Below are 26,245 nucleotides of genomic sequence, written 5' to 3'. Positions count from 1 at the left end.
TTTTTCTGCGCCGTTATAACCAACAGGCACGGATGGTGGCACGGTTTTCATCACCTTTCGGGTCGATATACCCAGGGGGTCTTTATCAGCCTTTGAAAGTCATGGTGAGCCATCATGTTGCAGTTCCGATCCATTCGTAATTTTGTCACCGTCACCGCCGGTGCCTGTCTGCTGGCGGTGGTGGTCGTGCTGGTGCTGTATTCGTTGATGACCATGACCCGTACCCAGCAGCAAACGGCCGGTCGCACCGAAACGCAGCTCAGCGAATCCATTCAGGCCCGCCTGCAGGCGCTGGGCGAGGCGCAGGCCAGTGATATCAGCGCACGTCTTGACCGTGCGCTGCAAACGGCCACCGAACTTGCCAATACCAATGCCATGATGGCGCAGCCGGCCACCGGGCAGGCACTGCTGCCGATCGACCGGGAGGTGATGTCCAACATCGTGCGTCAGCGGGTCATCGACAACCCCGACTTTCTCGATGCCTTCATCGGCTGGGAGCCCAACGCCTTTGATAATGACGCCGACTACCAGGGCCAGAACATACCGGGATATGGCGCTGATGGCCGTTTCATGCCCTGGTGGTACCGCACCGAAAGCGGCAGTATCGAGGTGCTGGCGCTGGGCGAGGGGATGGAAAGCGCGACCGTGATGGATAGCGGCATTCGCGAAGGCGAGTACTATCTGTGCACCCGCGAGACCGGTCGCCCCTGCGTGACCGACCCGCACCCCTATGACTACAACGGCAAGACCATTCTGGTGACCTCGTTTAACGTGCCGATCATGGTGAACGGTGTGTTTCGCGGCAGTGCCGGCGTGGATCTGTCGCTGGATTTCATCCAGAGCGTGCTCAATGAGGCCAACCAGGGGCTTTATCAGGGCGTGGGCAGCATTGCGCTGGTTTCCGACGCTGGCACCATCGTGGGCTACACGGGGGATGCAGCAAGCCCGAGCCGGCCGGCCGGTCAGTTCTTTGATGCCGATACCACCCGGCAGCTGGTCAGTGGCGGCGATCGCTCGACCATGACCACGGCTGGCGAGAACCTGACACTGCAGCTGCCGGTGGATATCGGCGATCAGACCCGCTGGCAGCTGATGCTGCGGGTGCCCAAAAGTGCGGTCTATGCCGATTTCAACGCGCTGCAGAGCGAGCTGGCCGATCAGCAGCGCAACGCTCTGATGACCATGGCGCTGGTGGGGCTTCTGGTCAGCGCCCTGGGGCTGGCGGCCATCTGGATGGTCGGGCGCCGTATTGCCCGGCCGCTCAAGACCATGGCCGAGCGCATGCGCCAGATCGCCAACGGCGATGGCGATTTGACCCAGCGTCTGCCGGTGATGGGCCGCGATGAGCCGGCGCAGCTGGCAGAAGCCTTCAACAGCTTTGTCGATCGTATGGAAACGGTATTGATCGACATTCGTGACTCGAGCCACTCGGTGCAGCTGGCGGCCGCCGAAATCTCGGCCGGCGGGCACGATCTGTCCCGGCGTACCGAAACCACCGCGGCCAATCTGGAAGAGTCCGCCGCGGCGATGGAAGAGCTGACCAGCACGGTAGAGTACTCGGCCTCCTCGACCAAAGAGGCCAACGGCCTGGCCCATGAGGCCGCCGCCATGGCACGAAGCGGCGGCGAGCAGATGCACAACGTGGTCGCGACCATGGCCCGCATCCGCGAGACCTCGGGCAAGATCGAGTCGATTGTCGATGTGATCGACGGTATCGCGTTTCAGACCAATCTGCTGGCGCTGAATGCCTCGGTCGAGGCCGCGCGAGCCGGTGAGCAGGGCCGCGGGTTTGCGGTGGTGGCACAGGAGGTCAGAAACCTGGCCAACCGCAGCGCCCAGGCCGCTACCGACATCAAGAACCTGATCACCACCTCGAGTCGCGAAACGACCAGCGGTGCGGAACTTGTCAGCACCACCAGCCATGCGATGGGCGAGATTGTCGAGCGGGTGGGCCGCGTCAGCACGGTGATCGAGGAGTTAAGCCGCGCCACCAACGAGCAGTCCACCGGCATCGGCCAGGTCAATCAGGCGATCACCCAGCTTGATGACATGACCCAGCAAAACGCCGCACTGGTCGAGCAGTCGGCCGCCGCCGCCGAATCACTGAGTCAACAGGCCCAGCGCCTGGCCACCACGGTGGGCGCGTTCCGGCTGAGTCATTAATTAAGCACTGCACGTCACGGATCAAGGGGCCACACGCCGGTGTGGCCCCTTTTTATTGGCCTTGATTCATCAGGCGCGATGAAGGCGCGTCCGTGCCGTGACGCCTGCGAACGCAGTGTCTAGAATAGGCCCCCTTACCCACTGCAAATGCGACCCATTGTCAGGGAGTTCTCCAACGTGTCCAGCAAGTTTGCTACCACCGAAGTCCTGAGCGTTCATCACTGGAACGATTCGCTGTTCAGCTTTCGCACCACCCGCGAGGACAGCCTGCGCTTTAAAAACGGCCAGTTCGTGATGATCGGGCTCGAGGTCGACGGCAAGCCGCTGACGCGTGCCTACTCGATCGCCAGCCCCAACTGGGAAGAGCACCTGGAGTTTTTCTCGATCAAGGTGCAGGACGGCCCGCTGACATCAAGGCTTCAGCATCTTGAGGTGGGCGACTCGCTGCTGGTCAGCCGCAAGCCGACCGGCACGCTGGTGCTCGATGACCTCAAGGAAGGGCGCCATCTCTACATGCTCTCCACCGGCACGGGTCTGGCGCCGTTTTTGAGCCTGATTCAGGACCCGGAAGCCTACGAGCGCTTTGACAAGGTGATCCTGATCCACGGCGTGCGCACCGTCAGCGAGCTGGCCTATCAGGAATTCATCACCCGTGATCTGCCCGAGCACGAGCTGCTGGGTGAAGAGATCAGCGAAAAACTGATCTACTACCCGACCGTGACGCGCGAGGACTTCCATACCATGGGGCGTCTGACCGACCACATTCGCTCCGGCAAGCTGGCCGCTGATATCGGCCTGCCGCAGCTCGACCCCGAGCACGACCGCGCCATGATCTGCGGCAGCCCGGCGATGCTCGAGGAGAGCAGCCAGGTGCTCAACGAGCTCGGCTTTACCATCTCGCCGCGCATGGGCGAGCCGGGCGACTACGTGATCGAGCGCGCCTTTGTCGAAAAATAACACCGGGGTCGAGAAGTAATACCGGGGTCGAGAAACAATACCGGGGCCGCGAAGCAGCCCGGAAGCGTCATGCCAAAGGCGCCGGCATCGTGTCCGGCGCCTTTTATGATCTGAAGGCGACGCACGGCCGGCAGCATTCGATAGAAACGAATGCAAAATGGCAATTATTGCGCTTCACAATCGATTTGATGGGCCTGTAGAGTCACGCCATTCGCTGTTTCAGCGCCATCTGTTCAGGACCCCGTCATGTCGAAAGCACTGATTCTCAAATCCAGCATCCTCGGTGAACACTCCCAGTCCAGCCAGCTGGCGGACTATCTGGGTGATCGTTTCGAAAGTCGCCACGGCGCCGGCAGCGTTACCGTTCGCGACCTGGCCGCCACGCCGGTTGAGGTACTGGACGCCGAGCTGATGGCCGCCCTGCGTGGCAGCGTGGCCGAGCCGACCCCGGCCCAGCAGGACGCGCTGGCATTGTCGGACACGCTGGTCGAGGAGCTCAGGGACCACGACACCATCGTGATCACCGCGCCGATGTATAACTTCAACATTCCGACCCAGCTCAAGACCTGGTGTGATTTCGTGGCCCGTGCCGGTGTCACCTTTCGCTACACCGCGCAGGGTCCGGAAGGCTTTATCACCGGCAAGCGCGTGATCGTACTGACCACGCGTGGCGGGTTGCATCGTGACACCGACCACGATCTGGTCACACCCTATCTGCGCACCTTCCTGGGGTTTCTGGGCATGACCGACATCGAGTTTGTCTACGCCGAAGGCCTGGGCATGGGCGAAGAGGCGGTCAGTACCGCGCAGTCTTCCGCCCGCGCCGAGATCGACGCGCTGTCGCTGTAGGTGTGGCTTGGGTCACAAAAAAACCCGCCGATCGGCGGGTTTTTTCATGTCCGGGCCGTGCAGTGGCTCAGACCGCGTCCTGACCGGTTTCGCCGGTACGGATACGGATGACCTGTTCAAGCGGGGCGACAAAGATCTTGCCGTCACCGATCTTGCCGGTGTTGGCCACCGAGGTAATGGCCTCGATGATCTGATCGACCATGCCATCGTCGACGGCCACCTCGATCTTGACCTTGGGCAGGAAGTCGACCACGTACTCGGCACCGCGATAGAGCTCGGTGTGGCCTTTCTGACGACCGAATCCCTTGACTTCCGTCACGGTAATCCCCTGAACGCCAACCTCGGAGAGGGACTCGCGTACGTCGTCGAGCTTGAAGGGTTTGATGATGGCAGATACCAGTTTCATCTTTCGTGTCCTCACCTGATCGTCATGGAATGAGTAGGGCCGCTGCCCTGTGGTTAAAGCATACAGTGCCGCTTACCGGTTGAAAAAACATGATTGCCACCAGGTTTCAGGTGTCGCGGCATGTCGGCATCAATGCCCGGGTGATACGCCCTGTCCGGTACATGAAAAGGGCACCCTCGCCGGGTGCCCGAAACGAGGCGGATCAAACGGACAATCTCCTAGCGCTTGCCGCCGGTGAACTCAGGATAGGCCTCAAGACCGCATTCAGCGACATCCACGCCTTCATACTCTTCTTCTTCGCTGACGCGCACGCCCATGACGGCCTTGATGACCAGCCACACGGCAAGGCTTGCCCCGAAAGTCCAGATGAAAATGACCGCCATGCCCAGAAGCTGGGCACCAAAGCCTGCATCCCCATCGGTCAGCGGCACGGCCAGAAGCCCCCAGATGCCGACCACACCGTGCACTGAAATGGCGCCGGCCGGGTCATCGATGCGCAGCTTGTCCAGCGCCACGATGGCAAACACCACCAGTACACCGCCGACGGCGCCGATCAGGGTGGCGGCCAGAATACCCGGGGCCGACGGGCCGGCCGTAATGGCCACAAGGCCTGCCAGCGCGCCGTTAAGGCCCATGGTGAGATCGGCCTTGCGAAACCACAGCCGGGCCAGAATCAGCGCCGCGATCACGCCGCCGCTGGCCGCGGCATTGGTGTTGGCAAAGACCTGAGCGACAGCATTGGCACTGCTGATGTCGGAGAGCTTGAGCTCCGAGCCGCCGTTAAAGCCAAGCCAGCCCAGCCACAGGATAAACGTGCCCAGCGTTGCCAGCGGCATGTTGGCACCGGGGATGGCGTTAATGGCACCGTTTTTGCCGTATTTGCCCTTGCGGGGGCCCAGCACCAGCACGCCGGCAAGCGCGGCGGCAGCGCCACACAGGTGCACGATGCCGGAGCCGGCGTAATCGCTGAAGCCGGCCTCGGAAAGAAAACCGCCGCCCCAGGACCAGTAGGCCTGAACCGGATAGATCAGACCGGTCATGAACACGGCAAACAACAGAAAGGACCAGAGCTTCATGCGCTCGGCCACGGCCCCGGAGACGATCGACATGGCGGTGGCCACAAACACGACCTGAAAGAAAAAGTCCGAGCGCGCAGCGTAATAGGTGTCGCCGCCGCTTGAGAGCACGCCATCGGCGCTGTTTTCGGCACCGATCAGAAAGCCGAAGTCGGGCAGGATGCTGCCGCCATCGCCGAGATAGACAATGTGATAGCCGATGAGCATGTACATGGTGCAGGCAATGGCAAACAGCGCCATGTTCTTGGTCAGAATCTCGGTGGTGTTCTTGGCCCGGACCAGACCGGCCTCAAGCATCGAGAAGCCGGCGGCCATCCACAGCACCAGCGCGCCGCAGATCAAAAAATAAAAGGTATCAAGTGCATACTGCACTTCTACAAGTTCGTTCATGTGTTTATATCCTTGCAGCCGGGGTCTGGACGGCGTCAGTGCCACGCGCCGGTACGAATACAAATGACATCAGACGATGTCATGAAAGGCTTCCCATCACCGATCCGGTGGCTGTTCCCCTGAACGCCGTAATCGGTCAGGGCGTCGTGCACGTCACCCGTCCCTGAGGGTCTTGTCATGGTCGTGATGCGTGTCATGGGGTGTCTTCCTGACAAGGCTGACCGACGCCTTTTGTTATGTGGCAGGCAATGTGCCATCGTTACGGGAATTCTTTAAAAACAGATGATTAGAAAGGTTTTGGGCGGTCGGTGAGATCATGCAAGCACCATCATTGCGCAGAGTCGGCGGCGTGCTGCACTAAAATGGCCGGCAGGGCGTGCCGGGTTGCCCGCTTTTGGTGCGTTGCGGTTTTTAGGCGTTTCGCCGTCATGTTGCGTATCCTGTAGGCAGGTATTGTCGGCATGCATACTCGGGTGCGGTGCGGCCGACCCTCTCATTTCGGGAACGCAGACAATTAGAGGAAGGGCAGACATGGCAAAGCACGATATTTTTGGACGACTGGCGCAGCAGGTCGGCGAGCGGCTGCAGGACGTCTCCCGCGGGCCTGAAGAGATTCAGCGCACGGTGCAAAGCGCCATGCGCAGCGCCTTTGATCGCATGGAGCTGGTCTCGCGCGAGGACTTCGATGTCATGATGGAGGTGCTTCAGCGCACCCGTTCGCGTGTCGAAGCGCTTGAAAAGCAGGTCACCCGGCTCGAAGCCGCGCTCGACGAGCGTGACGGCACACCCGCCGCCGGCGCCACGCCCTCCGAGATGAGCGCGGCCGCCGCCCCCGGTGGGGCAGACACTGCCGCCGCCGCCGAGGCCGATCGTCTGGCCGGTGAGCATGACGCGCCGGCCGCGGCAGTTGATTCAACCGCCACCGCTACCGACACATCGACGACCGGTGCCGGCAAGGCCGCATCCGGCGCGGCGGCCTCAAAGCCTGCCGGCAAGCCCACCCGAGGCAGCGGCAAGCGCGCCTCCGGGAGTGATGATCAAAGCGGGCAGGGCACGGCGGACTGATCTCCCCCGGCCAGCACGATTTTCCAGCACCGCCACCCGGCGGTGCTGTTGTATCCGGTAGCGCTGTCTCGATCAGAGCAAAGGACGGCCTGCGCTGGCGTCGTATGCACGCCGGGGCTCGACGCGCCGCCCGCAAATGAAGTAAAACCCTCCCCCACGACACATCTTAAGGCCCGTGACAGCTTCTCGGGCATCGTCATGGTGCGTGCCAGCGGTCGTGAAGGTGACCCGCAGGGGTACCCGGCGACGGGGCGCGTACGCATCAGGAGTGGTTTTTATGTCTCACCCTCGCGGGCAGGCCCTGCCCGAACTGACCCTGCGCGGCATCGTGCTGGGCGCACTGATTACCGTGGTGTTTACCGCCTCCAACGTCTATCTCGGCCTCAAGGTCGGGCTGACCTTTGCCTCCTCGATCCCGGCGGCCGTCATCTCCATGGCGGTGCTGCGCTACTGCCGCAACGCCAATATTCTCGAAAACAACATGGTGCAGACCCAGGCTTCGGCAGCCGGCACGCTCTCGGCGATCATCTTCGTGCTGCCCGGGCTTTTGATGATCGGCTTCTGGGCCGGCTTCCCGTTCTGGCAGGCGTTTTCGATCTGCGCCATCGGCGGCATCTTGGGCGTGCTCTACACCATTCCGCTGCGCCGGGTCATGGTGGTGCAAAGCACGCTGCCCTACCCGGAAGGCGTGGCCGCCGCCGAGATACTGAAAGTCGGCGAGGGCCCGTCTGAAACGGGCCGGGGGACCGGCGCCGGGGACATCGCTCTGGGCGGCATGGTCGCCGCACTCTTTACGCTGCTGGCCAGCGGTTTTCGCCTGCTCGCCGACAGCATCAGTCTGTGGTTCAGCGCCGGGCGCGCCGCCTTTCAGCTCTCGACCGGCTTTTCGCTGGCGCTGGTCGGGGCGGGCTATCTGGTCGGGATCGTCGGTGGCATGGCGCTGTTGACCGGGCTGGTGATCGCCTGGGGCGTGGCGGTGCCCTGGCTGACCCTGACCACTGCCCAGGCGCCGGGACAGTCGCTGAGCGAGCTGGGCATGTCGCTGTGGTCCAGCGAGGTGCGCTTCATGGGGGCGGGCACCATCGCCATTGCCGCGCTCTGGACGCTGGCGACGCTGTCAAAGTCGCTGGTTCAGGGACTCAAGCACGCGCTGGCCTCGTCTGCCCGGCCGGACAAAAGCGACGTCGAGCGTACCGACCGGGACCTACCGGGTGTGTGGATTCTGAGCCTGGCCGGGGTGTTGCTGGTCGCGCTGGTGGCCGTTTTTGCCGTGTTCATTCAGGACAACGCGCCGGGGCTTTCCTCAATGGCCTTCTGGTCGCTGATTATCGGCTGCGTGCTCTTTGCCTTTGTCTTCGGCTTTTTGATCGCGGCGGCTTGTGGCTACATGGCCGGTCTGGTGGGTTCCTCCAGCAGTCCCATCTCGGGGATCGGTATCATCGCGGTGATTCTGGTTTCGCTTCTGATTCTGGCGCTTTCCGGCATCAGCACCGACATCGCCGGTGCCGCCGGCGGTCAGCTCGCCGTGGGCCTGGCGCTGTTTACCACCTCGGTGATTCTGGCCATTGCCGCCATCTCCAACGACAACCTGCAGGATCTGAAAACCGGCTATCTGGTCGGTGCCACGCCCTGGCGTCAGCAGCTGGTGCTGATCATCGGCTGTGTGGTGGGCGCGCTGATCATTCCGCCGGTGCTGACGCTTTTATACAACGCCTACGGCTTTACCGGCGCCCTGCCGCGCGAGGGCATGGACCCCGCCCAGGCGCTCGCCGCGCCGCAGGCCACGCTGATGTCGCAGATCGCCAGCGGCATCTTCAATCGTGACCTTAATACCCACATGCTGCTGATCGGCGTGGCGCTGGGCGTGGTGTTGATCGGGGTGGATGAGCTGCTGCGCCGCCGTGGCGGCGTGGCCCGTCTGCCGGTGCTGGCGGTGGGGCTGGGCATCTATCTGCCGCCGAGCGTGAACATGCCGCTGGTGATCGGCGCGGTGCTGTCGTGGTGTGTGGCCAGTCGCCTGAGCGGTGCTGATGCCTCAACGCGCGAGCGCGTGCAGCAGCGCGGCGTGCTGCTCTCCTCCGGGCTGATCGTGGGGGAAAGCCTGATGGGTGTGTTGATGGCCGGCGTAATCGGCTTTACCGGCAGCGAGGCGCCGCTGGCGCTGGTCGGCAGCGACTTTGCATCCATCGCTCGGTGGCTGGGTCTGGTCGTTTTCGCTGCGGTCTGTGTGGCCTTTTATCGGCGCATCATGGCGGCGCGGTCGTAATCGCCGGCGGCGGTCATGGCAGCGCTGCGTCGTGCAACGCGCGGCGCTGTCATGTGACCGGGCCCCTGCTGGCGGTTTGCTTATCGCAGCCTTATTGCGTCAGGACAGTGTCATGAGACTTCTGGATCATGCGGCGTTCGTTCGTCCGCTATCCTTTGTGGGCCGTGTCCGATCACAAGAGTTCTGAAACATGTTTCATCTGATGGCTGCCCTGCCCTGGTGCGTTGTTGTTCTTCGCTATCTTTTGCCGCTGACGGCGCCGCTTTGGATCAAGCTGGCGCTGGCACTGGTGCTGCTGGTCGTGGCCGAGCAGCACCTGATCAGCCGCTGGGTCACGGGCTCGATCTTCTCGCCCGAGATCCCCCGGCCCCTGTCGATGGTGGCCAACGCCCTGTTCGGGGCGCTGATTCTGCTGGCCGTTTTTCAGCTGCTGCTGGATCTGGTGATGCTTCTTGCCATGCTGATCAAACAGCAGCGCCTGGCCGCGCCGGACGCGGCGCGCTACGTCATCGCGGTGGCGGCACTGGGGCTTGGCATTGTGGGCGTGCAGCAGGCCGCGCGCGTGCCGCCGGTCAAGGACGTCGAGATCGCCATTCCCGGGCTGGCCCCGCAGTTCGAGGGCTACCGGATCGTCCATCTCACCGATCTGCACATCAGCGGGCTGTTCCCCGAGACCTGGACCCGCGCCGTGGTCGAGCGCACCAACACGCTGGATGCCGACGCCATTTTGATCACCGGCGATCTGATGGACGGCACGCTGGACAACCGCCGTGACGATGTCGCCCCGCTGGCCGGGCTTCGCGCGCGCGATGGCGTCTTCGTCAGCCCCGGCAACCACGAATACTATTTCGGCTACGAGCAGTGGATGCAGCACTACGTCTCACTGGGTATGACCCGGCTGTCCAACGCCCACGCCCTGATCGAGCGTGACGGTGCGCGTATGGCCGTGGCCGGCGTCAACGACCCGGCCGGCACCAGCCGCGGCCTGCCCGGCCCCGACGTGGCGGCGGCCATCGAGGGCGTGCCTTCCGGGGTGCCGATCATTTTGCTCGATCACCAGCCCAAAAACGCCCGCGAGGCGGCCGGCGAAGGCGTGGCGCTGCAGCTCTCCGGCCATACCCATGGCGGCATGATTGTCGGCATGGATCAGATCGTGGCACGCGCCAACAACGGTTTCGTCTCCGGGCGCTACGACGTCGATGGCATGACGCTCTACGTCAGCAACGGCACGGCGCTGTGGATGGGCTTTGCGCTGCGTCTGGGCAGGCCCTCGGAGCTGACCCGCATTACCCTGCATGCCCGATAAGCCCGCATCGACCCGCCACGCCTCGATCCGGTGGCGGGTCATGTGATTGGCATAACGCCGCTCAGCGCTGGCAATGGGGCGGTATCGGTTTCACAATGATCGTCTGATGTAGCGCCGACACCCGCATGACAGGCCAGCCCGCCCGGTTGGCCGATATTCCCGCCGCTTTTCAAGGCATCGATGCCCGGCTCATGGCGTGCGGTTGCCGACCTGCCGGAAACACGTTGATGATTCAGCTCCGCGAGGCGGCCGATGGCCGCCTCGACGGGGCGATGTTGCGGAGAGTGATTGTCATGACGACCTGGTACCAGACCCTTGAAATGCAGCCCGCCGACAGCCCCGAGCGAGAAGGCTTTATCGCCCGGCTTGAAGAGATCGTGGGGCGGGATGACGTGCTCAGTGACGAGCTCTCGACGAGGCGCTATCGCACCGGCTTTCGTTTTGGCACCGGCCGGGCACTGGCGGTGGTGCGCCCGGGCACGCTACTGGAGCAGTGGCAGATTCTGAAGGCCTGCATGGCAACCGATCGCATCGTGATCACCCAGGCGGCCAATACCGGCCTGACCGGCGGCTCGACCCCGGACGGCGATGACTACGACCGCGAGATCGTGATTGTCAGCACGCTGCGCATGAACATCATCCAGCCCATCGATGAGGGCCGCCAGGTCATCTGCCTGCCCGGAGCGACGCTTGATCAGCTGGAAAAGACGCTCTCGCCCATGGGGCGCGAGCCGCACTCGGTGATCGGCTCCTCGTGCATCGGCGCCTCGGTGTTTGGCGGCGTGTGCAACAACTCCGGCGGCTCACTGATCAAGCGCGGGCCGGCCTACACCGAGATGGCGCTCTATGCGCGCATGAACGAGACAGGTGAGCTCGAGCTGGTCAATCATCTGGGCGTGCGACTCGGCGATGACCCCGAGACCGTGCTTGAGCGACTGCAGCGCGGTGACTACCGCGATGCTGACATCGACAAAAGCGACGCCGCAGCGTCCGACCCGGACTACCACCGCCACGTACGCGATATCGAGGCCGACACCCCGGCGCGCTTTAATGCCGACCCGCGCCGGCTGCATGAAGCGGCCGGTTCGGCCGGGCGTCTGATGGTGTTTGCCCTGCGCCTGGACACCTTCGAGCAGGAGAAAAACCCGAAGGTGTTCTACATCGGCACCAACGCGCCTGCCGAGCTGACCGAGCTGCGCCGGCAGATTCTCGCTGACTTCGAGACGCTGCCGATTGCCGGCGAGTACATGCATCGCGATGCCTACGACATCGCAAAGCACTACGGCAAGGACACCTTTCTCACCATTCAATACTTTGGCACCCATCGCCTGCCGGCGCTGTGGGATCGCAAGAACCGCATCGACGATTTTTGTAACCGGCTACGTTTTCTGCCCGACTACGTCACCGACCGCGTACTGCAAACAATCGGCCGGCTCTTTCCTGATCATCTGCCAGCGCGCATGAATGAGTATCGCGACCGCTTCGAGCACCATCTGCTGCTCAAGGTCGGCGAGGAGAACGTCGCGCGCACCCGGGCGCTGCTCGATGAACACTTCGCCACGCGCGAGGGCAAGTATTTCGAGTGCAGCGATGAGGAGGGCAAAAAGGCCTTTCTGCACCGTTTTGCCGCGGCCGGCGCCGCCGGGCGTTATCGCATCATCCATGACGACGAGGTCGAGGACATCGTCGCGCTCGACGTGGCGTTAAAGCGAAACGAGCGGGACTGGCTGGAAGTGCTGCCGGATGACGTGGACGCGCCGATGATCCACAAGCTCTACTACGGCCACTTCTTCTGCCACGTGATGCATCAGGACTACATCGTCAGAAAGGGCACCGACTGTCTGGCGCTCGAACACCGCATGTGGGCACTGCTGGACGCCCGCGGCGCCGAATACCCGGCCGAACACAACGTGGGCCATCTCTATAAGGCCAAGCCGGCCCTGCGTGATTTCTATCAGCAGCTCGACCCCTGCAACTGCTTCAATCCCGGCATCGGTCAGACCAGCAAGCAGCGCCGCTGGGGCGAGCACGGGGCGACCGAGACCGCGTCCTCCTGACTAAAGTCATCGCCGGCATGGCCGATGCTAAAGGAATGTCTAATGCATGCCGCGCTCGGCGGCGTGTCGATTTTCCTGTCTGGAGCCCTGCATGCTTGCGATCATCCCCACCCGTGCCAGCGTCGGGCTGGCGGCCCCGGAAGTCGTCGTTGAGGTGCATCTCTCCAACGGCCTGCCGGGGCTGGCGATTGTGGGGCTGCCGGAAGCGGCAGTGAAGGAGAGCCGCGAGCGGGTGCGCAGCGCGCTGATCAACGCCGGCTTCGAGTTTCCCGCCAAGCGCATCACGCTTAATCTGGCCCCGGCTGATCTGCCCAAGGAGGGCGGGCGCTTTGACCTGCCGATTGCGCTGGGCATTCTGGTTGCCTCCGGGCAGATCCCTCAGGAGGCCGTCGGCAAGCTGGAATGCGTGGGCGAGCTGGCGCTTGACGGCCAGCTGCGCGCGGTGACCGGGGTACTGCCGGCGGCACTGGCGGTGGCCGAGGCCGGGCGTCAGCTGCTGCTGCCCGCCGCCAACGCCGATGAAGCGGCACTGGCGGGAGAGCTGGAAGTGCTGCCGGTATCGAATATCCTGGAGGTGGTGGCGCACCTCACCGGCGAGCGCCGCATCACGCCGCATCAGCTGGAGGCGCCGCCGGCCGCGACGCTGGCCGCGGCGGATCTGTGTGACGTGCGCGGCCAGCATCAGGCGCGTCGGGCGCTGGAAGTCGCCGCGGCGGGTGGTCACAATCTCTTGTTCGCCGGCCCGCCCGGCACCGGCAAGACCATGCTCGCCAGTCGTCTGGCGGGTATTCTGCCGCCGCTGACCGAGAGTGAATGTCTGGAAGTGGCGGCGATTCGCTCGGTCTGCGGGCTCGATATCCTCGAGCGCTGGGGCCAGCGCCCGTTTCGCGCTCCGCATCACGGCGCCAGCCCCGCCGCACTGGTGGGTGGCGGTTCAAAACCCCGCCCCGGCGAAATCTCGCTGGCCCATCAGGGCGTGCTGTTTCTTGATGAGCTGCCGGAGTTCGACCGCAAGGTGCTGGAAGCCATGCGCGAACCGCTCGAATCCGGGCGCGTGCACATCGCCCGCGCCAGCCACCAGCGTGAATACCCGGCCCGCTTTCAGCTCGTGGCTGCCATGAACCCGTGCCCCTGCGGCCATCTCGGTGATCCGCGCCAGCAGTGCAGCTGCACCCCCAACCAGATTCAGCGCTATCAGGCGCGCCTTTCCGGGCCGCTGCTCGATCGCATCGATCTACAGATTGAAGTGCCGGCGCTGCCCGCCGAACAGCTCACCGCCAACACCCAGGGCGAGAATTCCGCGACCGTGCGCGAGCGCGTGATGGCGGCGCGCAAGGTGCAATACGCCCGCGGCGGGCTCAACGCCCATCTCTCCACCAGCGAACTGGAAACCGCCTGTGCGCTGGGCGAGGACGAACGGGCCTGGCTCTCCGGCGTGCTGGCGCGGCTCAATCTCTCGGCGCGGGCCTATCACCGGGTGCTCAAGGTCGCGCGAACCATTGCGGATTTAAACGGTGAGGAGAGCGTCGAGAAGGGCGCATTGATGGAGGCGATCGGCTATCGCCAGCTGGATCGGATGATGGGGCGAGGCGTGTAGGCAAAAGCATCGCCTGCCCCGATATTCAAAAAGGTCAGGCGTTGATGGCGCGTTCCATGCGGTCAAACACCGGCGCGCACTGGCCGTGCCAGTAGCTGCTGAAGTCGAAGTGGCCCTGCTCGTGTTCATACCAGCGGTAGGCATCCGCCTCGAGATTGGCGGCCTGGCGACTTTTCATGTTGGCACCCTGCTGGCTGAAGGCCGATCGCAGGATGTCGAAGGCCGCGGGTTCAAACCCCTTTTCGGCGCCGGTGACCGCGCAGGTGTAGATCGCCACCGCCTGGCTGCCGGGGGTGTTGAACTCGTCACTGATATAGCCCTGTGCCATGGCGTTAAACGATGTCATCAGCAAAAGGGCACCGGCCCATAGGGTTTTCATGGTCAGCCTCGTGTGTCTGGCCTGGGTGATAAAGCGTGCTCGTCCTGAGACCGGTCGTACCGGGCTCTTTGCTGTTATCGGCGGCTTGTATACATAACTTTACATGGCGTCTGGCCGGTCGCGGGGCGTTCATGTTCAAAAAAGACCGGCATAAAAAAACCGCCCCACTGTCCCTGTGGGGCGGTTTCGGTTGATGGGCGCTGTGGGTCAGGCCGGTTCCGGCGCCTTGATCGGCTCATTCAGGGTGATGCCGGGGAGGGGGCCGGTCATGGTCTGTTGGGGCTGATAGTGGATGACCGAGCGGATCGCCTCGCCGCGACGGAGCAGGTCGAACGCCGTATTGAGCTGATCGTGCGTCATGTTGTGGGTGATGTAGGGATCGACATCGAAGCGCCCGGAGAGCCATTCATCGACCATGCCCGGCAGTTCCGAGCGGCCCAGCACCCCGCCGAAGGCGGAGCCTTTCCAGACGCGCCCGGTCACCAGCTGAAAGGGTCGCGTTGCAATCTCCTCGCCGGCACCGGCCACGCCAATGATGATGCTCTCGCCCCAGCCCTTGTGGCAGCACTCGAGCGCGGCGCGCATCAGGGTGACATTGCCCACGCACTCGAACGAAAACTCCACGCCGCCGTTGGTCATGTCGATGATCACCTCGTGCAGCGGCTCGGGGTGGTCGTTCGGGTCGAGGCACTCGGTGGCGCCCAGCGACTCGGCCAGTGCGAACTTGGCCGGATTAACGTCGATGCCGATGATCCGCCCGGCGCCCTGCAGCTTCGCGCCCTGAATCACCGCCATGCCGACCGCGCCGAGACCGAAGATCGCCACGGTGTCGCCGGGGCGTACCTTCGCGGTGTTGCGCACGGCCCCAATGCCAGTGGGCACCGCGCAGCCCATCACACAGGCCTTTGCCAGCGGCGCTTCCGGATTGATTTTCGCCACTGCGATCTCCGGCAGCACGGTGTATTCGCTGAAGGTGCTGGTGCCCATGTAGTGGCGAATCGTCTTGCCCTTGTAAGAAAAGCGGCTGGTGCCGTCGGGCATCAGGCCCTGCCCCTGGGTCTTGCGGATCGTCTGGCACAGGTTGGTTCGACCCGACTGGATGTAGGGGCAGTCGGGGTCTTCCGGCGTATAGAGCGGGATGATGTGATCGCCGGGTTTGACCGAGGTCACGCCGCGGCCGATCTCCTCGACGATCCCTACGCCCTCATGGCCGAGCACGCAGGGAAAAAGCCCTTCGGGGTCGCGACCGGAGAGCGTGAACATGTCGGTATGGCACAGGCTGGTGGTGACGATACGCACCAGCACTTCGCCCGCCTTCGGGCCTTCCAGATCGATCTCCTCGATCTCCAGCGCTCGGTTTGGTTCCCAGGCAATGGCGGCACGCGTTTTCATGAAAACCTCCGGAAAGGATGGCAGGGCCATTCGGGCCCTTGAAGCTTGTGGTTGAGGGCAACGGTCATGTACCGGCCGTTAAATAAAACGTTATAACATAACAATAAGATGCGCAATTCGTTTTCCGGCGGCTGTCACGAGGCAGCCACGCTACGCCCAATGGCGGGTCGCGCTTTAATGGGGCTGCGCTAATATGAACGCCGGCGCCATCGAAGCATTGCCGGGTCGCCAGCCAACAGGGACGGGAGAGTCATCATGCAGGGAACGCCATTAAATAACGCGATGCGTCGCCTTGTGACGGGGCTGGTGCTGACATGGGCACTGGCCGGCTGTGCGGGCAGTGGCGCCATCAGCAGTGACCCCAAAACCGCGGCGCAGTCGCCGGAGCGCGCCTGGGGGCCGGTGATGGTGGCCATCGCCGAGGCCGGTCTGTACGAGGACGAAAAATCGGTGGTGGATCTGATCCCGCGGCGTGATCCGGGTCTGATCGTTGCGGACTACCAAACGCGTACCGCTGATGGGCCGCTCTCCCGGGCAGCGCTTGAAGACTTTGTGAAGGCCAGCTTCGACGAGCCGCCCGAGAACGAATCACGCCTGTCCGAGGCGGCCGGCACGCCGATCGATGAGCACATCAAAAACCTCTGGCCTTACCTGACCCGCGACCCGGCGGCCACCGATGAAGGCCGGTGGAGCAGCCTGGTGGTGTTGCCGCATCGCTACGTGGTGCCGGGCGGGCGCTTTAACGAGATGTTCTACTGGGACAGCTACTTCACCATGCTGGGGCTGGCCCACAGCGACCGGTTTGACCTGGTCCGTGACATGGTGGACAACTTCGCCTGGCTGATCGATCAGTACGGCTTTATTCCCAACGGTACCCGCACCTATTTCCTGACCCGCAGCCAGCCGCCGTTTTTTGCCTCGATGGTGGAGCTGCTGGCCGAACATGACGGCGATGAGGTCTATCAACGCTATCTGCCCCAGCTTTCGCGCGAGTATGACTACTGGATGCGCGGCGGTGACTCTCTGGCACTGGGACAGGCCAGCGAGCATGTGGTCAGACTCGAGGACGGCACGCTGCTCAACCGCTACCACGGCAGCGAAAACACGCCGCGGCCGGAGTCTTATGCCGGCGAAATCGCGCTGGCGCAGGAGGCGTCTGATCGCCCGGCCGCGGAGGTCTATGGCGATCTGCGCGCCGCGGCGGAGAGCGGCTGGGATTTCAGTTCGCGCTGGATGGCGGACGGCAGTCAGCAGGCCACCATTGCCACCCGCGATTTCGTTCCGGTAGATCTTAATGCGCTGCTGTTCCATCTGGAGGAGACGCTGGCGTATGCCTGGCAGCTCGAGGGCAACCGCGACCGCGCCGAGCAGTTCGAGCAGCGCGCCGAGATTCGTCGTGACGCGATCAATCGAGTGTTCTGGGATGCCGACCGGGGGCTTTATACCGACTATGACTGGCGCCATCAGCGCCTGAGTCAGGTGGTTTCCGCGGCCATGGTTTATCCGCTCGCCTTTGAGGTGGCCGACCGGCCCCGTGCCAGAGCCACCGCCAGTGCCATCGAGCGTGAACTGCTGCGCCCGGGTGGCATGGTCACCACCAATCGCCACACCGGCGAGCAGTGGGACGCCCCCAACGGCTGGGCGCCGCTGCAGTGGCTGGCGGTGGATGGCCTGACCCGTTACGGCCAGACGCAGTTGGCCGAGACCATCGCCCGGCGGTGGATCGACACCAATCAGCGTGTGTATGACGAGACCGGCAAGCTGGTCGAGAAGTACAACGTGGAAAACCCCGGTGTGGGCGGCGGCGGCGAGTATGAGGTGGTCGACGGCTTCGGCTGGACCAACGGCGTGCTGCTCGATCTGATGGCGCGCTACCCGGGCAGTGTCCGCACGCCCTGAACCGCGGCTGCGTTATCCACACCCGTTTGCCCTCCGGCACCTGTGCACAGGCGCCGGTTCGGGGCAGCATCACCGCCGCCGGTAGGCTATCCTGAGCGGTTCGTTGATATGGTGCGGAGACGCGTTGATGCAGCTGATCTCTCTTCAGGGCGCGCAGATCCGCCAGTGGCTCGACGAGCTGGCGGCGCTGCGCATCCGGGTCTTTCGTGAGTTCCCCTATCTCTATGACGGCACGCTGGCCTACGAGCGTGACTATCTGGAGACCTACGCGCAAAGCGATGACAGCCTCTGTGTCCTGGTGCTCGACGGTGAGCAGGTCGTGGGCATGAGCACGGCACTGCCGCTGGCCCATGAAGACGAGGCGTTCAAGCGCCCTTTCGTTGAGCAGGGCATCGCTGTCGAAACCGTGTGCTATTTCGGTGAGTCGATCCTTTTGCCCGAGTGCCGCGGCCAGGGGCTGGGCGTACGCTTTTTCGAGGCGCGCGAAGCCCATGCGCGCCGGCTTCCCGGCGTGCGTCATACAGCCTTCTGTGCGGTAGAGCGCCCTGTCGATCATCCGCTGCGCCCGGCGAATTACCAGCCGCTGGATAGCTTCTGGCGCAAGCGCGGCTACACGCCAAAACCTGAGCTTTACGCCCGCTACGAGTGGCAGGATATCGACGCTTTGGTACCGGATCACAAGACCCTGCGCTTCTGGCTCAAGACGCTCGACTGACGCAATGCCCGGCGCTTCGGCGCCGGTTTCTGACTTTCCCTTTTATCAAGGAGTGCCCATGCACCTGGCCCTGTGTCAGTACGCCATCGAGCTGTTTGAAGACTCATACGACTATCAGGCGCATCTGGAGTCGCTCATCGAGCAGGCGGCCCGCCGCGGCGCCCAGCTTCTGGTGATGCCGGAGTATGCAAGCCTGGTCATGACCGGCCAGATGCCGCCCGAAGTACGTGGTGACCTGCACGCCTCCATCGAGGCGCTACAGCCCATGTTGCCGGCCTGGCTTGAGCAGTGCGAGGCGCTGGCAAAGCGTTTCGGGATTTATCTGGTGCCGGGCAGCGCCCCGGTGCGTGATGACGACGGCGTCTATCGCAATCGGGCATGGCTTTTTGGCCCCGATGGCCTGATCGGCACTCAGGACAAGCTGATCATGACCCGTTTCGAGCGCGAGCACTGGGGCATCGAGGGCGGCAGTGGCCTACAGGTGTTTGATACCGCATTTGGCAAACTCGGCATCCTGATCTGCTATGACAACGAGTTTCCCATGGCCGCGCGGCTGCTCGCCGAGCAGGGCGTGGACCTGATCGTCTCGCCAAGCTGTACCGATACCGAATCCGGCTATTACCGGGTGCGCACAGGCGCGCGGGCTCGCGCGCTGGAAAACCAGATCGCCGTGGCGGTGTCGCCGACGGTGGGCGAGGCGGCCTGGTCGCAGGCGCTGGACTACAACTACGGCCGCGCCGGGCTCTACGTACCGGCCGATATCGGCATGCCGGCCAGCGGTGTGGTGGCGCAGAGTGAAAACATCACCATCGATCGCAGCTCGTGGCTGCACGTGGAGCTGGATCTCTCCGCCATTGCCGCGCTGCGCGAGGACGGTCAGGTGCTGCTGCGTCGCGACTGGCCGGAGCAGTTTGACCCCGAGCGCATGTATATCATCGACAAGTGATGCCGCCCCGGCATCCATCATGACGTCGGGGGCGGCACTGGCCCTGGAGGCCACCGGCCATCATCGACAGGCCCGCTGATGATGTGCCGGTACCACTCTATGGCGGGCCGTGACCGGGAGAGAGACATGCAGGAGAGGCCAACGGACATCGGATTGTGCGACGCTCGCACGCTGCGCGCGCTTTATGCATCGGGACAGGCCTCGCCGGTCGAGGTCACCCGCGCAGCGCTTGCGCGCATCGAGCGCTTCAACGGTGAGGTCAATGCCTTTTGCCACGTGGACCACGACGGGGCGCTGGCGGCGGCCCGCGACAGCGAAGCACGCTGGCAGCGCGGTGAGCCGCTGGGGCCGATCGATGGCGTTCCCGCCTCGATGAAGGATCTTTCCGAAGTGGCCGGCATGCCGGTGCGCGATGGGTCGCTGACAACCGGTGATGACATCTGCGATCACGACGGCCCGCCGGCGCAGTTTTTACGCCAGGCTGGCGCCGTACTGCTGGGCAAGACCACCACGCCGGAGTTCGGCTGGAAGGCCACCACCGACAGCCGCGTGACCGGCATTACCCGCAACCCCTGGAACACCGATTTAACGCCCGGCGGCTCCTCCGGTGGCGCGGCGGTGGCCGCAGCGCTCAACATGGGCGTGCTGCATCAGGGCGGCGACAGCGGCGGCTCGATTCGCATACCGGCCGCCTTTACGGGCGTGTTCGGCTTCAAGTCGACCTTTGGCTGGGTGCCGCAGTGGCCGCCGAGCACCATGGCCTCGCTGTCCCACATCGGCCCGATCACCCGCACGGTGGATGACGCCATCGCCATGCTCAACGTCATCGGGCGCTTCCACGGCCATGACTACTTCTCGGTGCCGGGACAGCCCGCGGACTGGGGCGAGCAGTGTGATGAGACAGGGCGTCTGGACGGGCTGAAGGTGGCCTTTTGCCCGGCGCTGGGCACCGCCGTTCGCGACGACGAGATTTCTCACTGCGTGGGCCACGCCGCCCATCGTCTGGAAAAACTCGGCGCGCAGGTCGAACGCATCGAACCGGAAGTGGAAAGCTCGCTGGAGACCTATCGCATTCTCTGGGCGTCGGCCTCGGCCACGCAGGTGGCCGACATGACCCCGCAGCAAAAGGAACTGCTCGACCCAGGGCTTGCCGAAATTGCCGAATGGGGACGCGCCTTCTCGGCCGTGGATCTTTTGCGCGCCCAGACGATGCGCACCCGGCTCAACCGCCACATGGATCACTTTCTAGACAGCTATGACCTGATCCTCACCCCCAGCGTGCCCATCGCAGCTTTCGAGGTCGGCCACGAGGTGCCGCCGGGTAGCGGCATGCGCGACTGGATGGAGTGGACGCCGTTTTCCTATCCGTTCAACCTGACCCAGCAGCCCGCGGCCTCCGTGCCCTGTGGCTTTACCGCCGCCGGGCTGCCGATCGGCCTTCAGATCGTCGGCGCCCGCTTCGAGGACGCCCGGGTGCTGCGCGCCTGCCGGGCGTACATGAATGCCTTTCCGCCACGTTTTCCCGAAAGGCTCAATGAAAGCCGGCCCTGAGACAGAAGTACATCAATGAACGCCCCGCCATGGGGCGTTTGATCAGTCTTCAGCACTGCCACCGGCATGAAACGCCACGCGCGTCACGGCGTTATAGAGACAGCCGTGATCGTTCCACACCATGCGCTCCGGCTGTTCATGACCGCGGTCATCACGCGCGCGCACCTGCAGGAGATGGCGGCCGGCGTTAAGTTCGCAGGTCAGTGACCAGCAGACCCAGGCGCCGGCGATGTTGGGGGTGTGAAGGGTGGCTTCCTGCCAGTCGCCGTCGTCAAGGCGGCACTCGATATCGGTGATCTGCCCCTCGCCCGACAGCGCCCGCCCGCGCAGCATCGTCTTCCCAGCAGGAAGTCGGGCGTCGTCGTCCAGATCCACCAGACTCATGACCGGCATGGTGGTGATGGGTACGCCGTCTGCCTCGCCTTCGGCCGGATAGTCGGGGCCGGCCAGGGTGTAGTCCTTCGTGTTCCAGTACGTGTTGCGCGCCTGGCGCGAGACCTCGATGCGGCCCAGCCACTTGACGCTGGCCGCGCCCAGCCATCCGGAGACGACCAGGCGCGCCGGGAAGCCGTGGTCGATCGGCAGCGGTTCGCCGTTCATGGCAAGCGCGATGATTGTGTCGTCGGCCAGTGCCTTGTCAATCGGCAGCGGCCGGGCGAAGCGGCCGCTGTCGAGCCCCTCGGGCAGCACATGAAAGGCGCCTTCCTCAAGACCTGCCAGGGCCAGCACGTCACGCAGGCGCACGCCGCTCCACTCGGCCACGCCCACAGCGCCCAGTCCCCACTGGGCACCTTCGGCCGCCTTGCCGAAGTCACGGGCAAAGAAGGCACGCGCGTTGCCGGCACACTCGATGGCGCGAGTGACGCTGATGCGTGGCAGGCGTTCGAGATCGGTCAGGCTCAGTGACTGTTCACGCGACAGGGCGTCCCCGGTGAGCGTCAGTTGCCAGTCGGTGGCGTCCACTTCGGGAATATCAAAATGGCTGCGCACGAAGAATTGATGAACGGGGGTGAGGTAGCCGGGCAGCCGCGACAGTCGCGTTTCGACGTTGGTGGCGCCCCCTTCTTCAGGGTGGCGGAAATATTCGGCAGGCAGGGGTTTGAAAATGCCGGGGTGATAGCTCATGACACAACGCTCCAGACAGACCGTGAAGGACGACTCTCTTGAGCGTAGCGGCTTTTAGCGACAGGTCATGCCCGACCGGTTGCTCTAGTGGTTGGAATAGATCGGCTCTTCATCCGCCATGGCCGGATGATCATCATTCCAGACGATGGCAGGCATGTCGGCATTTTTGTGGGAGGCGCGCACACGCTGTTCCAGCGCAGGTCCGTCGATATTAACGGTGGTGGCGGTGACCAGCCGGCGACGGGACAGGTTCTTGCTCAGGCGATAGCGCAGCGACAGGGCCAGCAGGGTGTCGGTGGCATCATTAACGCCTTCCTCGCCGGCAATGCGGCACTGCATGGCGCGCGCCTGGGCGTAGAGGGCAGCGAAGTCCGCCTCGCTGCGGCCGTAGAGTTCGCGCAGCATCTTGCCGAGCTGCAGCGCCGTGGAGATCGCCGGCTGGGTCACTTGCGTGGTCATCCGCGCGCAGTCGATGGCGCGCAGTGGGGCCTGCGGGTCCTCGGTGGAGACCATCAGGTTGCCGATGTTGATATCCAGATGACAGATGCGGGCGTGATGAAAATCGCGCAGCAGCTCCTCAAGGCGCTGCAAAAGCGAGCGGCGCTGGTGGCTGTCGGCCGCGCTGAAGGCCTCGCCCAGATTGATCCAGCCCTCAAGCCAGGGCTGAATCAAAAGCTGGTGGTCGGGTATGCCGCCGCGAAGGAGCTCGCCCAGACACAGAACGTCAAGGCCCTGACCGGTGCGCTCGTTGAGCGTCAGGGTGTTGTCGACTTCGGCGCTGCCGTGGTCATGGCCAAAGAGCCGGTTTTGCACCCCCAGCAGGGCACCGAAACGCTTTCGCAGTGATGGCAGGGCAATCTCCTTGGCAAAGAAATCGCCCGGGGCTGCCTGAATGCGAAAGATGCTGCGGCCCTTGCGCTCGCGCAGGGTCGTGACGCTGCTGTTCTTTTGGCCGCGCAGGTGCTGATCCATGCGCTGCGCCGCTTCGTACGCGCGCGGGTCGTCGGCCAGCCACCACTGCCAGGGGGAGCCGGAAAAGCAGACGGGGCCGTGAAAGTAGCGCTGGAGGACGTCGGGTCGTCCACGGCGGCGCTGGCGCTCGGAGATATTCATGATCGAAGTACCGGTACAGATCCTGGGCAGGCGATGGGATCAAGCACTGTGTCACGGCATTGACATCACGATTCGTTAACAGGCTAAACCTTTTCTGCAATATAAGAACGCTGTTCGCTTATGTCCAGAAGCTTTTAACACAAACTTAACAATTAAATGGTAGCAGGCAATGCCACAAGGTCGACCCGACATCGCGCCGAGGCAATGAGGCAGGGCACGGGCGGAGACATCCCGCCTCCAGAATCAGCAGGATGTCATGAGAGAAGGGCCGTCAAAGAAGGGCTGTCAGCGCTGAAGAACGTTTTCGAGCGCGGTGAGGCGGTCAGAGGCCAGAGCGTTTTCGACGGCCGAGATCCGCAGGATGTCGGCAAGGGCCGGATGCGGCGGGCGATGAACGATGACGCCGTCTGCCAGCAGCGCTTTCTGCGCCTTAAGGGCCTGCTCGGCATCCGCCATGCGAAGGGTTACAAAGTTGGTGGCCGAAGGCAGCACCTCGGCGCCGCGTTGAAGCAGCTGTACTGCCAGCCGCTCGCGCCGCTCGATTACGGCCTGAACATGTTCCTCGACCTCATCGATATGGGCCAGTACCACTTCGGCGGCGGCCAGCGCCACGGAGGATACGGCGTAATGAATGCGCACCTTGTACATCACCGCGAGCAGCTCGGGCGGGGCGATGGCGTAGCCGATGCGCAGACCGGCCAGCCCGTGCGCCTTGGAGAAGGTGCGAAGTCGCACCACGCCGGCCATGGGGGCGCTGTCGCCCGGGGCCGGGCGAAACTCGTGATAGGCCTCATCCAGCAGGAGATGGCACGTTGGCGGCAGGTTGGCGACGAGCTGCGCGATATCGGCATCCGACAAACAGTGGCCGCTGGGGTTGTCCGGATTGGCCAGATACACCAGCCGTGCGTGGTGCAGCCAGGCGGCCTGCACCAGGGCGTCCACATCCGGGGCCAGAATGCCGGGGGCCCGGTGATAGGCGACCTCGACCAGCCGACAGCCGTGGCCCTCGGCGAAGTAGCGAAAGGTGGGATAGGTACCGGCGCTGGTGATCACGGTTGTGCCGGTATCGCACAATGCGCGCAGGGTCAGCGCGATCAGGCTGTCGGCACCGGCATCCACCAGCAGGGCGTCCGGAGAGGCCATCAGGTGTCTGGCCAGCCGCTGTCGCAGTTCAAACGCCTGGGCATCACCATAGGCGCGTGCCAGCTCGGCCACCGGGGCCCCCAGCGCCTCGGTCAGCGCCTGATGCGGCATGTCCAGACCTTCATTGGAGCCCAGCTGGTGAGGCAGCGCCCGGTCCAGGCGCCGCTCCAGTGCCTGCCGCCCCGGGAAGGGGTTGTCCGGCCCTTCGCGATCAAGATGAGATGCACGCACGAAAACACACTCCACGTCATGAATGAATGGTGACCGGGTCAATGCAGAGAGATCAGGGCGCCGGGGTCACGGCCGCTTTTGATAGCGGCAGGCCCAGCTCGTCGAAGGCGCCGTCGATCTCCTTTTGCCACCAGATGTCGTCACTGTCGCCGCGCTGGAGGGTCACTGTCAGCGCGTAGGGATAAAGCCTTCGATCCGACAGCGTGATGGCGCCCACCGGGGCTTTTAGATGGGACGACAGGCGCCACTGATTGGCAGGGGCGTCACTCCGGGCCGGGGCCTCGGTCACGGACAGCACCTGTGGGCCGTGCCGGGCGCTGAGCAGGCGTCGCGTCAGGGCGTCGTTGAAGCGGGCGTCGGCCTGCTCGCCGAAGTCGGCATCGGCCTGTACCGGTGTGACAAGCAGAACGCGGCCCTGCGGGTCATCCTGCCAGGGCGGCTCCCGGAGAACCTCGGTCGCGGCGGCCTGCCCCAGGTTTTCAAGCGGTGTGCGATGGCGCGATGGGTCGCCGTCCTGGCCGGCGCAGCCTGTCATCACAAGTGTCAGCAGCACGATAAAGGCCTGTCGCATCATGACGGCGCCTCGGGCGTGTCGGCAGTGGTCAGGCATGAGCCTTCGGTCCGTGTGGCCAGAAAGTGATGCAGATCCCTGAAAAGGGTCTGGCGGATAGCCGTGGATTCGTTGACCAGATGGTGTCGGGCCTTTTGATAATAGATGATTTGCGCCGCCGGCAGCAGCCGACGCAGCACCGCGAGATTCCAGCGCCAGTCCACGGTGGCATCCTGCTCGCCCTGCAGGATCAGCGTTGGCAGATCGCTGGGCGGCAGCCGGCGAACATGGGTCATCCAGTCGCGCATGGCCCCGACCCAGACCAGTGGCAGGGTGTCAGCCTGCAGCGGATCCTCGTGGCGCAAAAAGGCGGAAAAGGCCAGATTGGTCGTATTGGGGCGATAGTGGCGCGGGATGCTGCGAATAAAGGGGGTCGCCAGTCGATGCATCAGATGAGAACGTCGCCACTTGCAGGGGCGTACCAGCGGGGCCAGCAACACCAGCGACTGCCAGGGGTGACGGCCGGGACGCTCCAGCGCATCGGTGGTGAGAATGGCGGCACCGGTGCTCTGGCCGATGCCGATCAGCGGATGCTGCAGGAGGTCTTTCGCCTCGAGCCGGGCGAGCAGGGCGCGCAGGCACTGGATGTAGGTGGCAAAGTCGTCGATGGCGGCGCGCTCGCCGCTGGACAGGCCGTGCCCCGGCAGGTCCCAGAGCACCACGCGAAAGCCTGCATCGAGCAGCAGGCGCAGCAGGTGGCCGTAAAGGCCCAGATGGTCAAAATAGCCGTGAACCACCACGACCGTACCGCGGAGTGGCCTGTTTCGCGGCGTCCAGACCTGCGTCCAGAGGTAAAACTCGTTGACCTGTATGTGGCCCGACTCGATCTCACCGGCCTGCGCGATCAGATCGTCCAGGGCGTAATGGCGAAAATACTCATCCATCACGCCGGTGGGCGGCAGGGACAGGGGAGCCAGCGGGCCGGCCTCCAGAAGATCGGAAAAATCGGGTAGCGACATTGTCAAAAACGCTCACGTGCGCGCCACGCCCGTCGCGCAGCCAGAGTTCA

The 26,245-nt window shown here is 64.0% G+C and carries 21 protein-coding genes; 12 read left to right on the top strand and 9 right to left on the bottom strand.

Features of this window, described 5'->3' with window-relative positions; all coding sequences use genetic code 11:
- Positions 1 to 114: 114 nt before the first annotated feature.
- From ACS92L_RS11900 to ACS92L_RS11890, 3 genes are all read left to right on the top strand, one after another.
- Positions 115 to 2,163, top strand: a complete 2,049-nt coding sequence (locus ACS92L_RS11900; protein ID WP_438765142.1) for a methyl-accepting chemotaxis protein — start codon at positions 115 to 117, stop codon at positions 2,161 to 2,163.
- Positions 2,164 to 2,340: 177 nt separating this feature from the next.
- On the top strand, positions 2,341 to 3,120 hold the full coding sequence (locus tag ACS92L_RS11895; RefSeq protein WP_438765141.1) for a ferredoxin--NADP reductase: 780 nt from the start codon (positions 2,341 to 2,343) through the stop codon (positions 3,118 to 3,120).
- Positions 3,121 to 3,366: 246 nt separating this feature from the next.
- Entirely contained in the window at positions 3,367 to 3,969 is a 603-nt protein-coding gene (locus ACS92L_RS11890; RefSeq protein ID WP_438765140.1) for an FMN-dependent NADH-azoreductase, read from the top strand.
- A gap of 67 nt (positions 3,970 to 4,036) precedes the next feature.
- Here ACS92L_RS11890 and glnK read toward each other — a convergent pair whose 3' ends face one another.
- Positions 4,037 to 4,375, bottom strand: coding sequence for a P-II family nitrogen regulator (glnK, locus tag ACS92L_RS11885; protein WP_438765139.1), 339 nt, complete (start codon positions 4,373 to 4,375; stop codon positions 4,037 to 4,039).
- Positions 4,376 to 4,593: 218 nt separating this feature from the next.
- Complete coding sequence (locus ACS92L_RS11880) at positions 4,594 to 5,841, bottom strand: ammonium transporter (RefSeq protein ID WP_438765138.1); 1,248 nt, start codon at positions 5,839 to 5,841, stop codon at positions 4,594 to 4,596.
- Positions 5,842 to 6,372: 531 nt separating this feature from the next.
- On the opposite strand from ACS92L_RS11880, the gene ACS92L_RS11875 reads away from it, so the two are divergent.
- The 5 genes from ACS92L_RS11875 to ACS92L_RS11855 all read left to right on the top strand — a co-directional run bounded on the left by ACS92L_RS11875 (position 6,373) and on the right by ACS92L_RS11855 (position 14,132).
- Entirely contained in the window at positions 6,373 to 6,906 is a 534-nt protein-coding gene (locus ACS92L_RS11875) for an accessory factor UbiK family protein (RefSeq protein WP_438765137.1), read from the top strand.
- A 277-nt stretch (positions 6,907 to 7,183) separates the two neighbouring features.
- Entirely contained in the window at positions 7,184 to 9,172 is a 1,989-nt protein-coding gene (locus ACS92L_RS11870; RefSeq protein WP_438765136.1) for an OPT family oligopeptide transporter, read from the top strand.
- Between the two features lie 190 nt (positions 9,173 to 9,362).
- Positions 9,363 to 10,478 (top strand): metallophosphoesterase, encoded by a 1,116-nt coding sequence (locus ACS92L_RS11865; protein ID WP_438765135.1) that lies wholly within the window; start codon positions 9,363 to 9,365, stop codon positions 10,476 to 10,478.
- Between the two features lie 293 nt (positions 10,479 to 10,771).
- On the top strand, positions 10,772 to 12,535 hold the full coding sequence (gene dld, locus ACS92L_RS11860; RefSeq protein ID WP_438765134.1) for a D-lactate dehydrogenase: 1,764 nt from the start codon (positions 10,772 to 10,774) through the stop codon (positions 12,533 to 12,535).
- Between the two features lie 91 nt (positions 12,536 to 12,626).
- A complete protein-coding gene (locus tag ACS92L_RS11855; protein WP_438765133.1) occupies positions 12,627 to 14,132 on the top strand; it encodes a YifB family Mg chelatase-like AAA ATPase in 1,506 nt (501 codons plus the stop codon).
- A 34-nt stretch (positions 14,133 to 14,166) separates the two neighbouring features.
- Here the strand turns inward: ACS92L_RS11855 and ACS92L_RS11850 are convergent, their stop codons facing one another.
- A complete protein-coding gene (locus ACS92L_RS11850) occupies positions 14,167 to 14,511 on the bottom strand; it encodes a hypothetical protein (protein ID WP_438765131.1) in 345 nt (114 codons plus the stop codon).
- Positions 14,512 to 14,718: 207 nt separating this feature from the next.
- Positions 14,719 to 15,903 carry an S-(hydroxymethyl)glutathione dehydrogenase/class III alcohol dehydrogenase gene (locus ACS92L_RS11845; protein WP_438765130.1) on the bottom strand — a complete coding sequence of 395 codons (1,185 nt, stop codon included), beginning with the start codon at positions 15,901 to 15,903 and terminating at the stop codon, positions 14,719 to 14,721.
- A gap of 255 nt (positions 15,904 to 16,158) precedes the next feature.
- Here ACS92L_RS11845 and treA point away from each other — a divergent pair, with 255 nt between their 5' ends.
- The 4 genes from treA (at position 16,159) to ACS92L_RS11825 (ending at position 21,014) form a co-directional block, all read left to right on the top strand.
- Positions 16,159 to 17,802 carry an alpha,alpha-trehalase TreA gene (treA, locus tag ACS92L_RS11840; RefSeq protein WP_438765129.1) on the top strand — a complete coding sequence of 548 codons (1,644 nt, stop codon included), beginning with the start codon at positions 16,159 to 16,161 and terminating at the stop codon, positions 17,800 to 17,802.
- A 127-nt stretch (positions 17,803 to 17,929) separates the two neighbouring features.
- Positions 17,930 to 18,517 carry a GNAT family N-acetyltransferase gene (locus ACS92L_RS11835; protein WP_438765128.1) on the top strand — a complete coding sequence of 196 codons (588 nt, stop codon included), beginning with the start codon at positions 17,930 to 17,932 and terminating at the stop codon, positions 18,515 to 18,517.
- A gap of 58 nt (positions 18,518 to 18,575) precedes the next feature.
- Entirely contained in the window at positions 18,576 to 19,463 is an 888-nt protein-coding gene (locus ACS92L_RS11830; RefSeq protein WP_438765127.1) for a carbon-nitrogen hydrolase family protein, read from the top strand.
- A 126-nt stretch (positions 19,464 to 19,589) separates the two neighbouring features.
- On the top strand, positions 19,590 to 21,014 hold the full coding sequence (locus ACS92L_RS11825) for an amidase (protein ID WP_438765126.1): 1,425 nt from the start codon (positions 19,590 to 19,592) through the stop codon (positions 21,012 to 21,014).
- A gap of 42 nt (positions 21,015 to 21,056) precedes the next feature.
- Here ACS92L_RS11825 and ACS92L_RS11820 read toward each other — a convergent pair whose 3' ends face one another.
- From ACS92L_RS11820 to ACS92L_RS11800, 5 genes are all read right to left on the bottom strand, one after another.
- The gene (locus tag ACS92L_RS11820; RefSeq protein ID WP_438765125.1) at positions 21,057 to 22,139 is read right to left on the bottom strand and encodes a sulfite oxidase; all 1,083 of its coding nucleotides are present in this window, start codon (positions 22,137 to 22,139) and stop codon (positions 21,057 to 21,059) included.
- A gap of 84 nt (positions 22,140 to 22,223) precedes the next feature.
- Entirely contained in the window at positions 22,224 to 23,252 is a 1,029-nt protein-coding gene (locus ACS92L_RS11815) for a lipopolysaccharide kinase InaA family protein (RefSeq protein WP_438765124.1), read from the bottom strand.
- A 285-nt stretch (positions 23,253 to 23,537) separates the two neighbouring features.
- Complete coding sequence (locus ACS92L_RS11810) at positions 23,538 to 24,626, bottom strand: aminotransferase class I/II-fold pyridoxal phosphate-dependent enzyme (RefSeq protein ID WP_438765123.1); 1,089 nt, start codon at positions 24,624 to 24,626, stop codon at positions 23,538 to 23,540.
- 52 nt (positions 24,627 to 24,678) lie between these two features.
- Positions 24,679 to 25,200 carry a hypothetical protein gene (locus tag ACS92L_RS11805; protein ID WP_438765122.1) on the bottom strand — a complete coding sequence of 174 codons (522 nt, stop codon included), beginning with the start codon at positions 25,198 to 25,200 and terminating at the stop codon, positions 24,679 to 24,681.
- Positions 25,197 to 26,195: an alpha/beta hydrolase gene (locus ACS92L_RS11800; protein WP_438765121.1), complete on the bottom strand. Its 999-nt coding sequence runs from the start codon at positions 26,193 to 26,195 to the stop codon at positions 25,197 to 25,199. Before ACS92L_RS11800 ends, ACS92L_RS11805 begins: the two co-directional genes overlap by 4 nt.
- Positions 26,196 to 26,245 lie beyond the last annotated feature (50 nt).

It is taken from the genome of Kushneria halocnemicola, assembly GCF_965650455.1.
GTDB lineage: Bacteria > Pseudomonadota > Gammaproteobacteria > Pseudomonadales > Halomonadaceae > Kushneria.
Note: the sequence above shows the minus strand (reverse complement) of the source record. Positions and strands in the feature narration are given on the sequence as shown.

Excerpts from the sequence above, each read along its gene's own strand:
- ACS92L_RS11900 (WP_438765142.1), top strand. The coding sequence starts at position 115 with ATGTTGCAGTTCCGATCCATTCGTAATTTTGTCACCGTCACCGCCGGT.
- ACS92L_RS11890 (WP_438765140.1), top strand. The coding sequence starts at position 3,367 with ATGTCGAAAGCACTGATTCTCAAATCCAGCATCCTCGGTGAACACTCC.
- glnK (WP_438765139.1), bottom strand. The coding sequence starts at position 4,375 with ATGAAACTGGTATCTGCCATCATCAAACCCTTCAAGCTCGACGACGTA.
- ACS92L_RS11880 (WP_438765138.1), bottom strand. The coding sequence starts at position 5,841 with ATGAACGAACTTGTAGAAGTGCAGTATGCACTTGATACCTTTTATTTT.
- ACS92L_RS11875 (WP_438765137.1), top strand. The coding sequence starts at position 6,373 with ATGGCAAAGCACGATATTTTTGGACGACTGGCGCAGCAGGTCGGCGAG.
- ACS92L_RS11870 (WP_438765136.1), top strand. The coding sequence starts at position 7,184 with ATGTCTCACCCTCGCGGGCAGGCCCTGCCCGAACTGACCCTGCGCGGC.
- ACS92L_RS11865 (WP_438765135.1), top strand. The coding sequence starts at position 9,363 with ATGTTTCATCTGATGGCTGCCCTGCCCTGGTGCGTTGTTGTTCTTCGC.
- dld (WP_438765134.1), top strand. The coding sequence starts at position 10,772 with ATGACGACCTGGTACCAGACCCTTGAAATGCAGCCCGCCGACAGCCCC.
- ACS92L_RS11855 (WP_438765133.1), top strand. The coding sequence starts at position 12,627 with ATGCTTGCGATCATCCCCACCCGTGCCAGCGTCGGGCTGGCGGCCCCG.
- ACS92L_RS11850 (WP_438765131.1), bottom strand. The coding sequence starts at position 14,511 with ATGAAAACCCTATGGGCCGGTGCCCTTTTGCTGATGACATCGTTTAAC.
- ACS92L_RS11845 (WP_438765130.1), bottom strand. The coding sequence starts at position 15,903 with ATGAAAACGCGTGCCGCCATTGCCTGGGAACCAAACCGAGCGCTGGAG.
- treA (WP_438765129.1), top strand. The coding sequence starts at position 16,159 with ATGCAGGGAACGCCATTAAATAACGCGATGCGTCGCCTTGTGACGGGG.
- ACS92L_RS11835 (WP_438765128.1), top strand. The coding sequence starts at position 17,930 with ATGCAGCTGATCTCTCTTCAGGGCGCGCAGATCCGCCAGTGGCTCGAC.
- ACS92L_RS11830 (WP_438765127.1), top strand. The coding sequence starts at position 18,576 with ATGCACCTGGCCCTGTGTCAGTACGCCATCGAGCTGTTTGAAGACTCA.
- ACS92L_RS11825 (WP_438765126.1), top strand. The coding sequence starts at position 19,590 with ATGCAGGAGAGGCCAACGGACATCGGATTGTGCGACGCTCGCACGCTG.
- ACS92L_RS11820 (WP_438765125.1), bottom strand. The coding sequence starts at position 22,139 with ATGAGCTATCACCCCGGCATTTTCAAACCCCTGCCTGCCGAATATTTC.
- ACS92L_RS11815 (WP_438765124.1), bottom strand. The coding sequence starts at position 23,252 with ATGAATATCTCCGAGCGCCAGCGCCGCCGTGGACGACCCGACGTCCTC.
- ACS92L_RS11805 (WP_438765122.1), bottom strand. The coding sequence starts at position 25,200 with ATGATGCGACAGGCCTTTATCGTGCTGCTGACACTTGTGATGACAGGC.
- ACS92L_RS11800 (WP_438765121.1), bottom strand. The coding sequence starts at position 26,195 with ATGTCGCTACCCGATTTTTCCGATCTTCTGGAGGCCGGCCCGCTGGCT.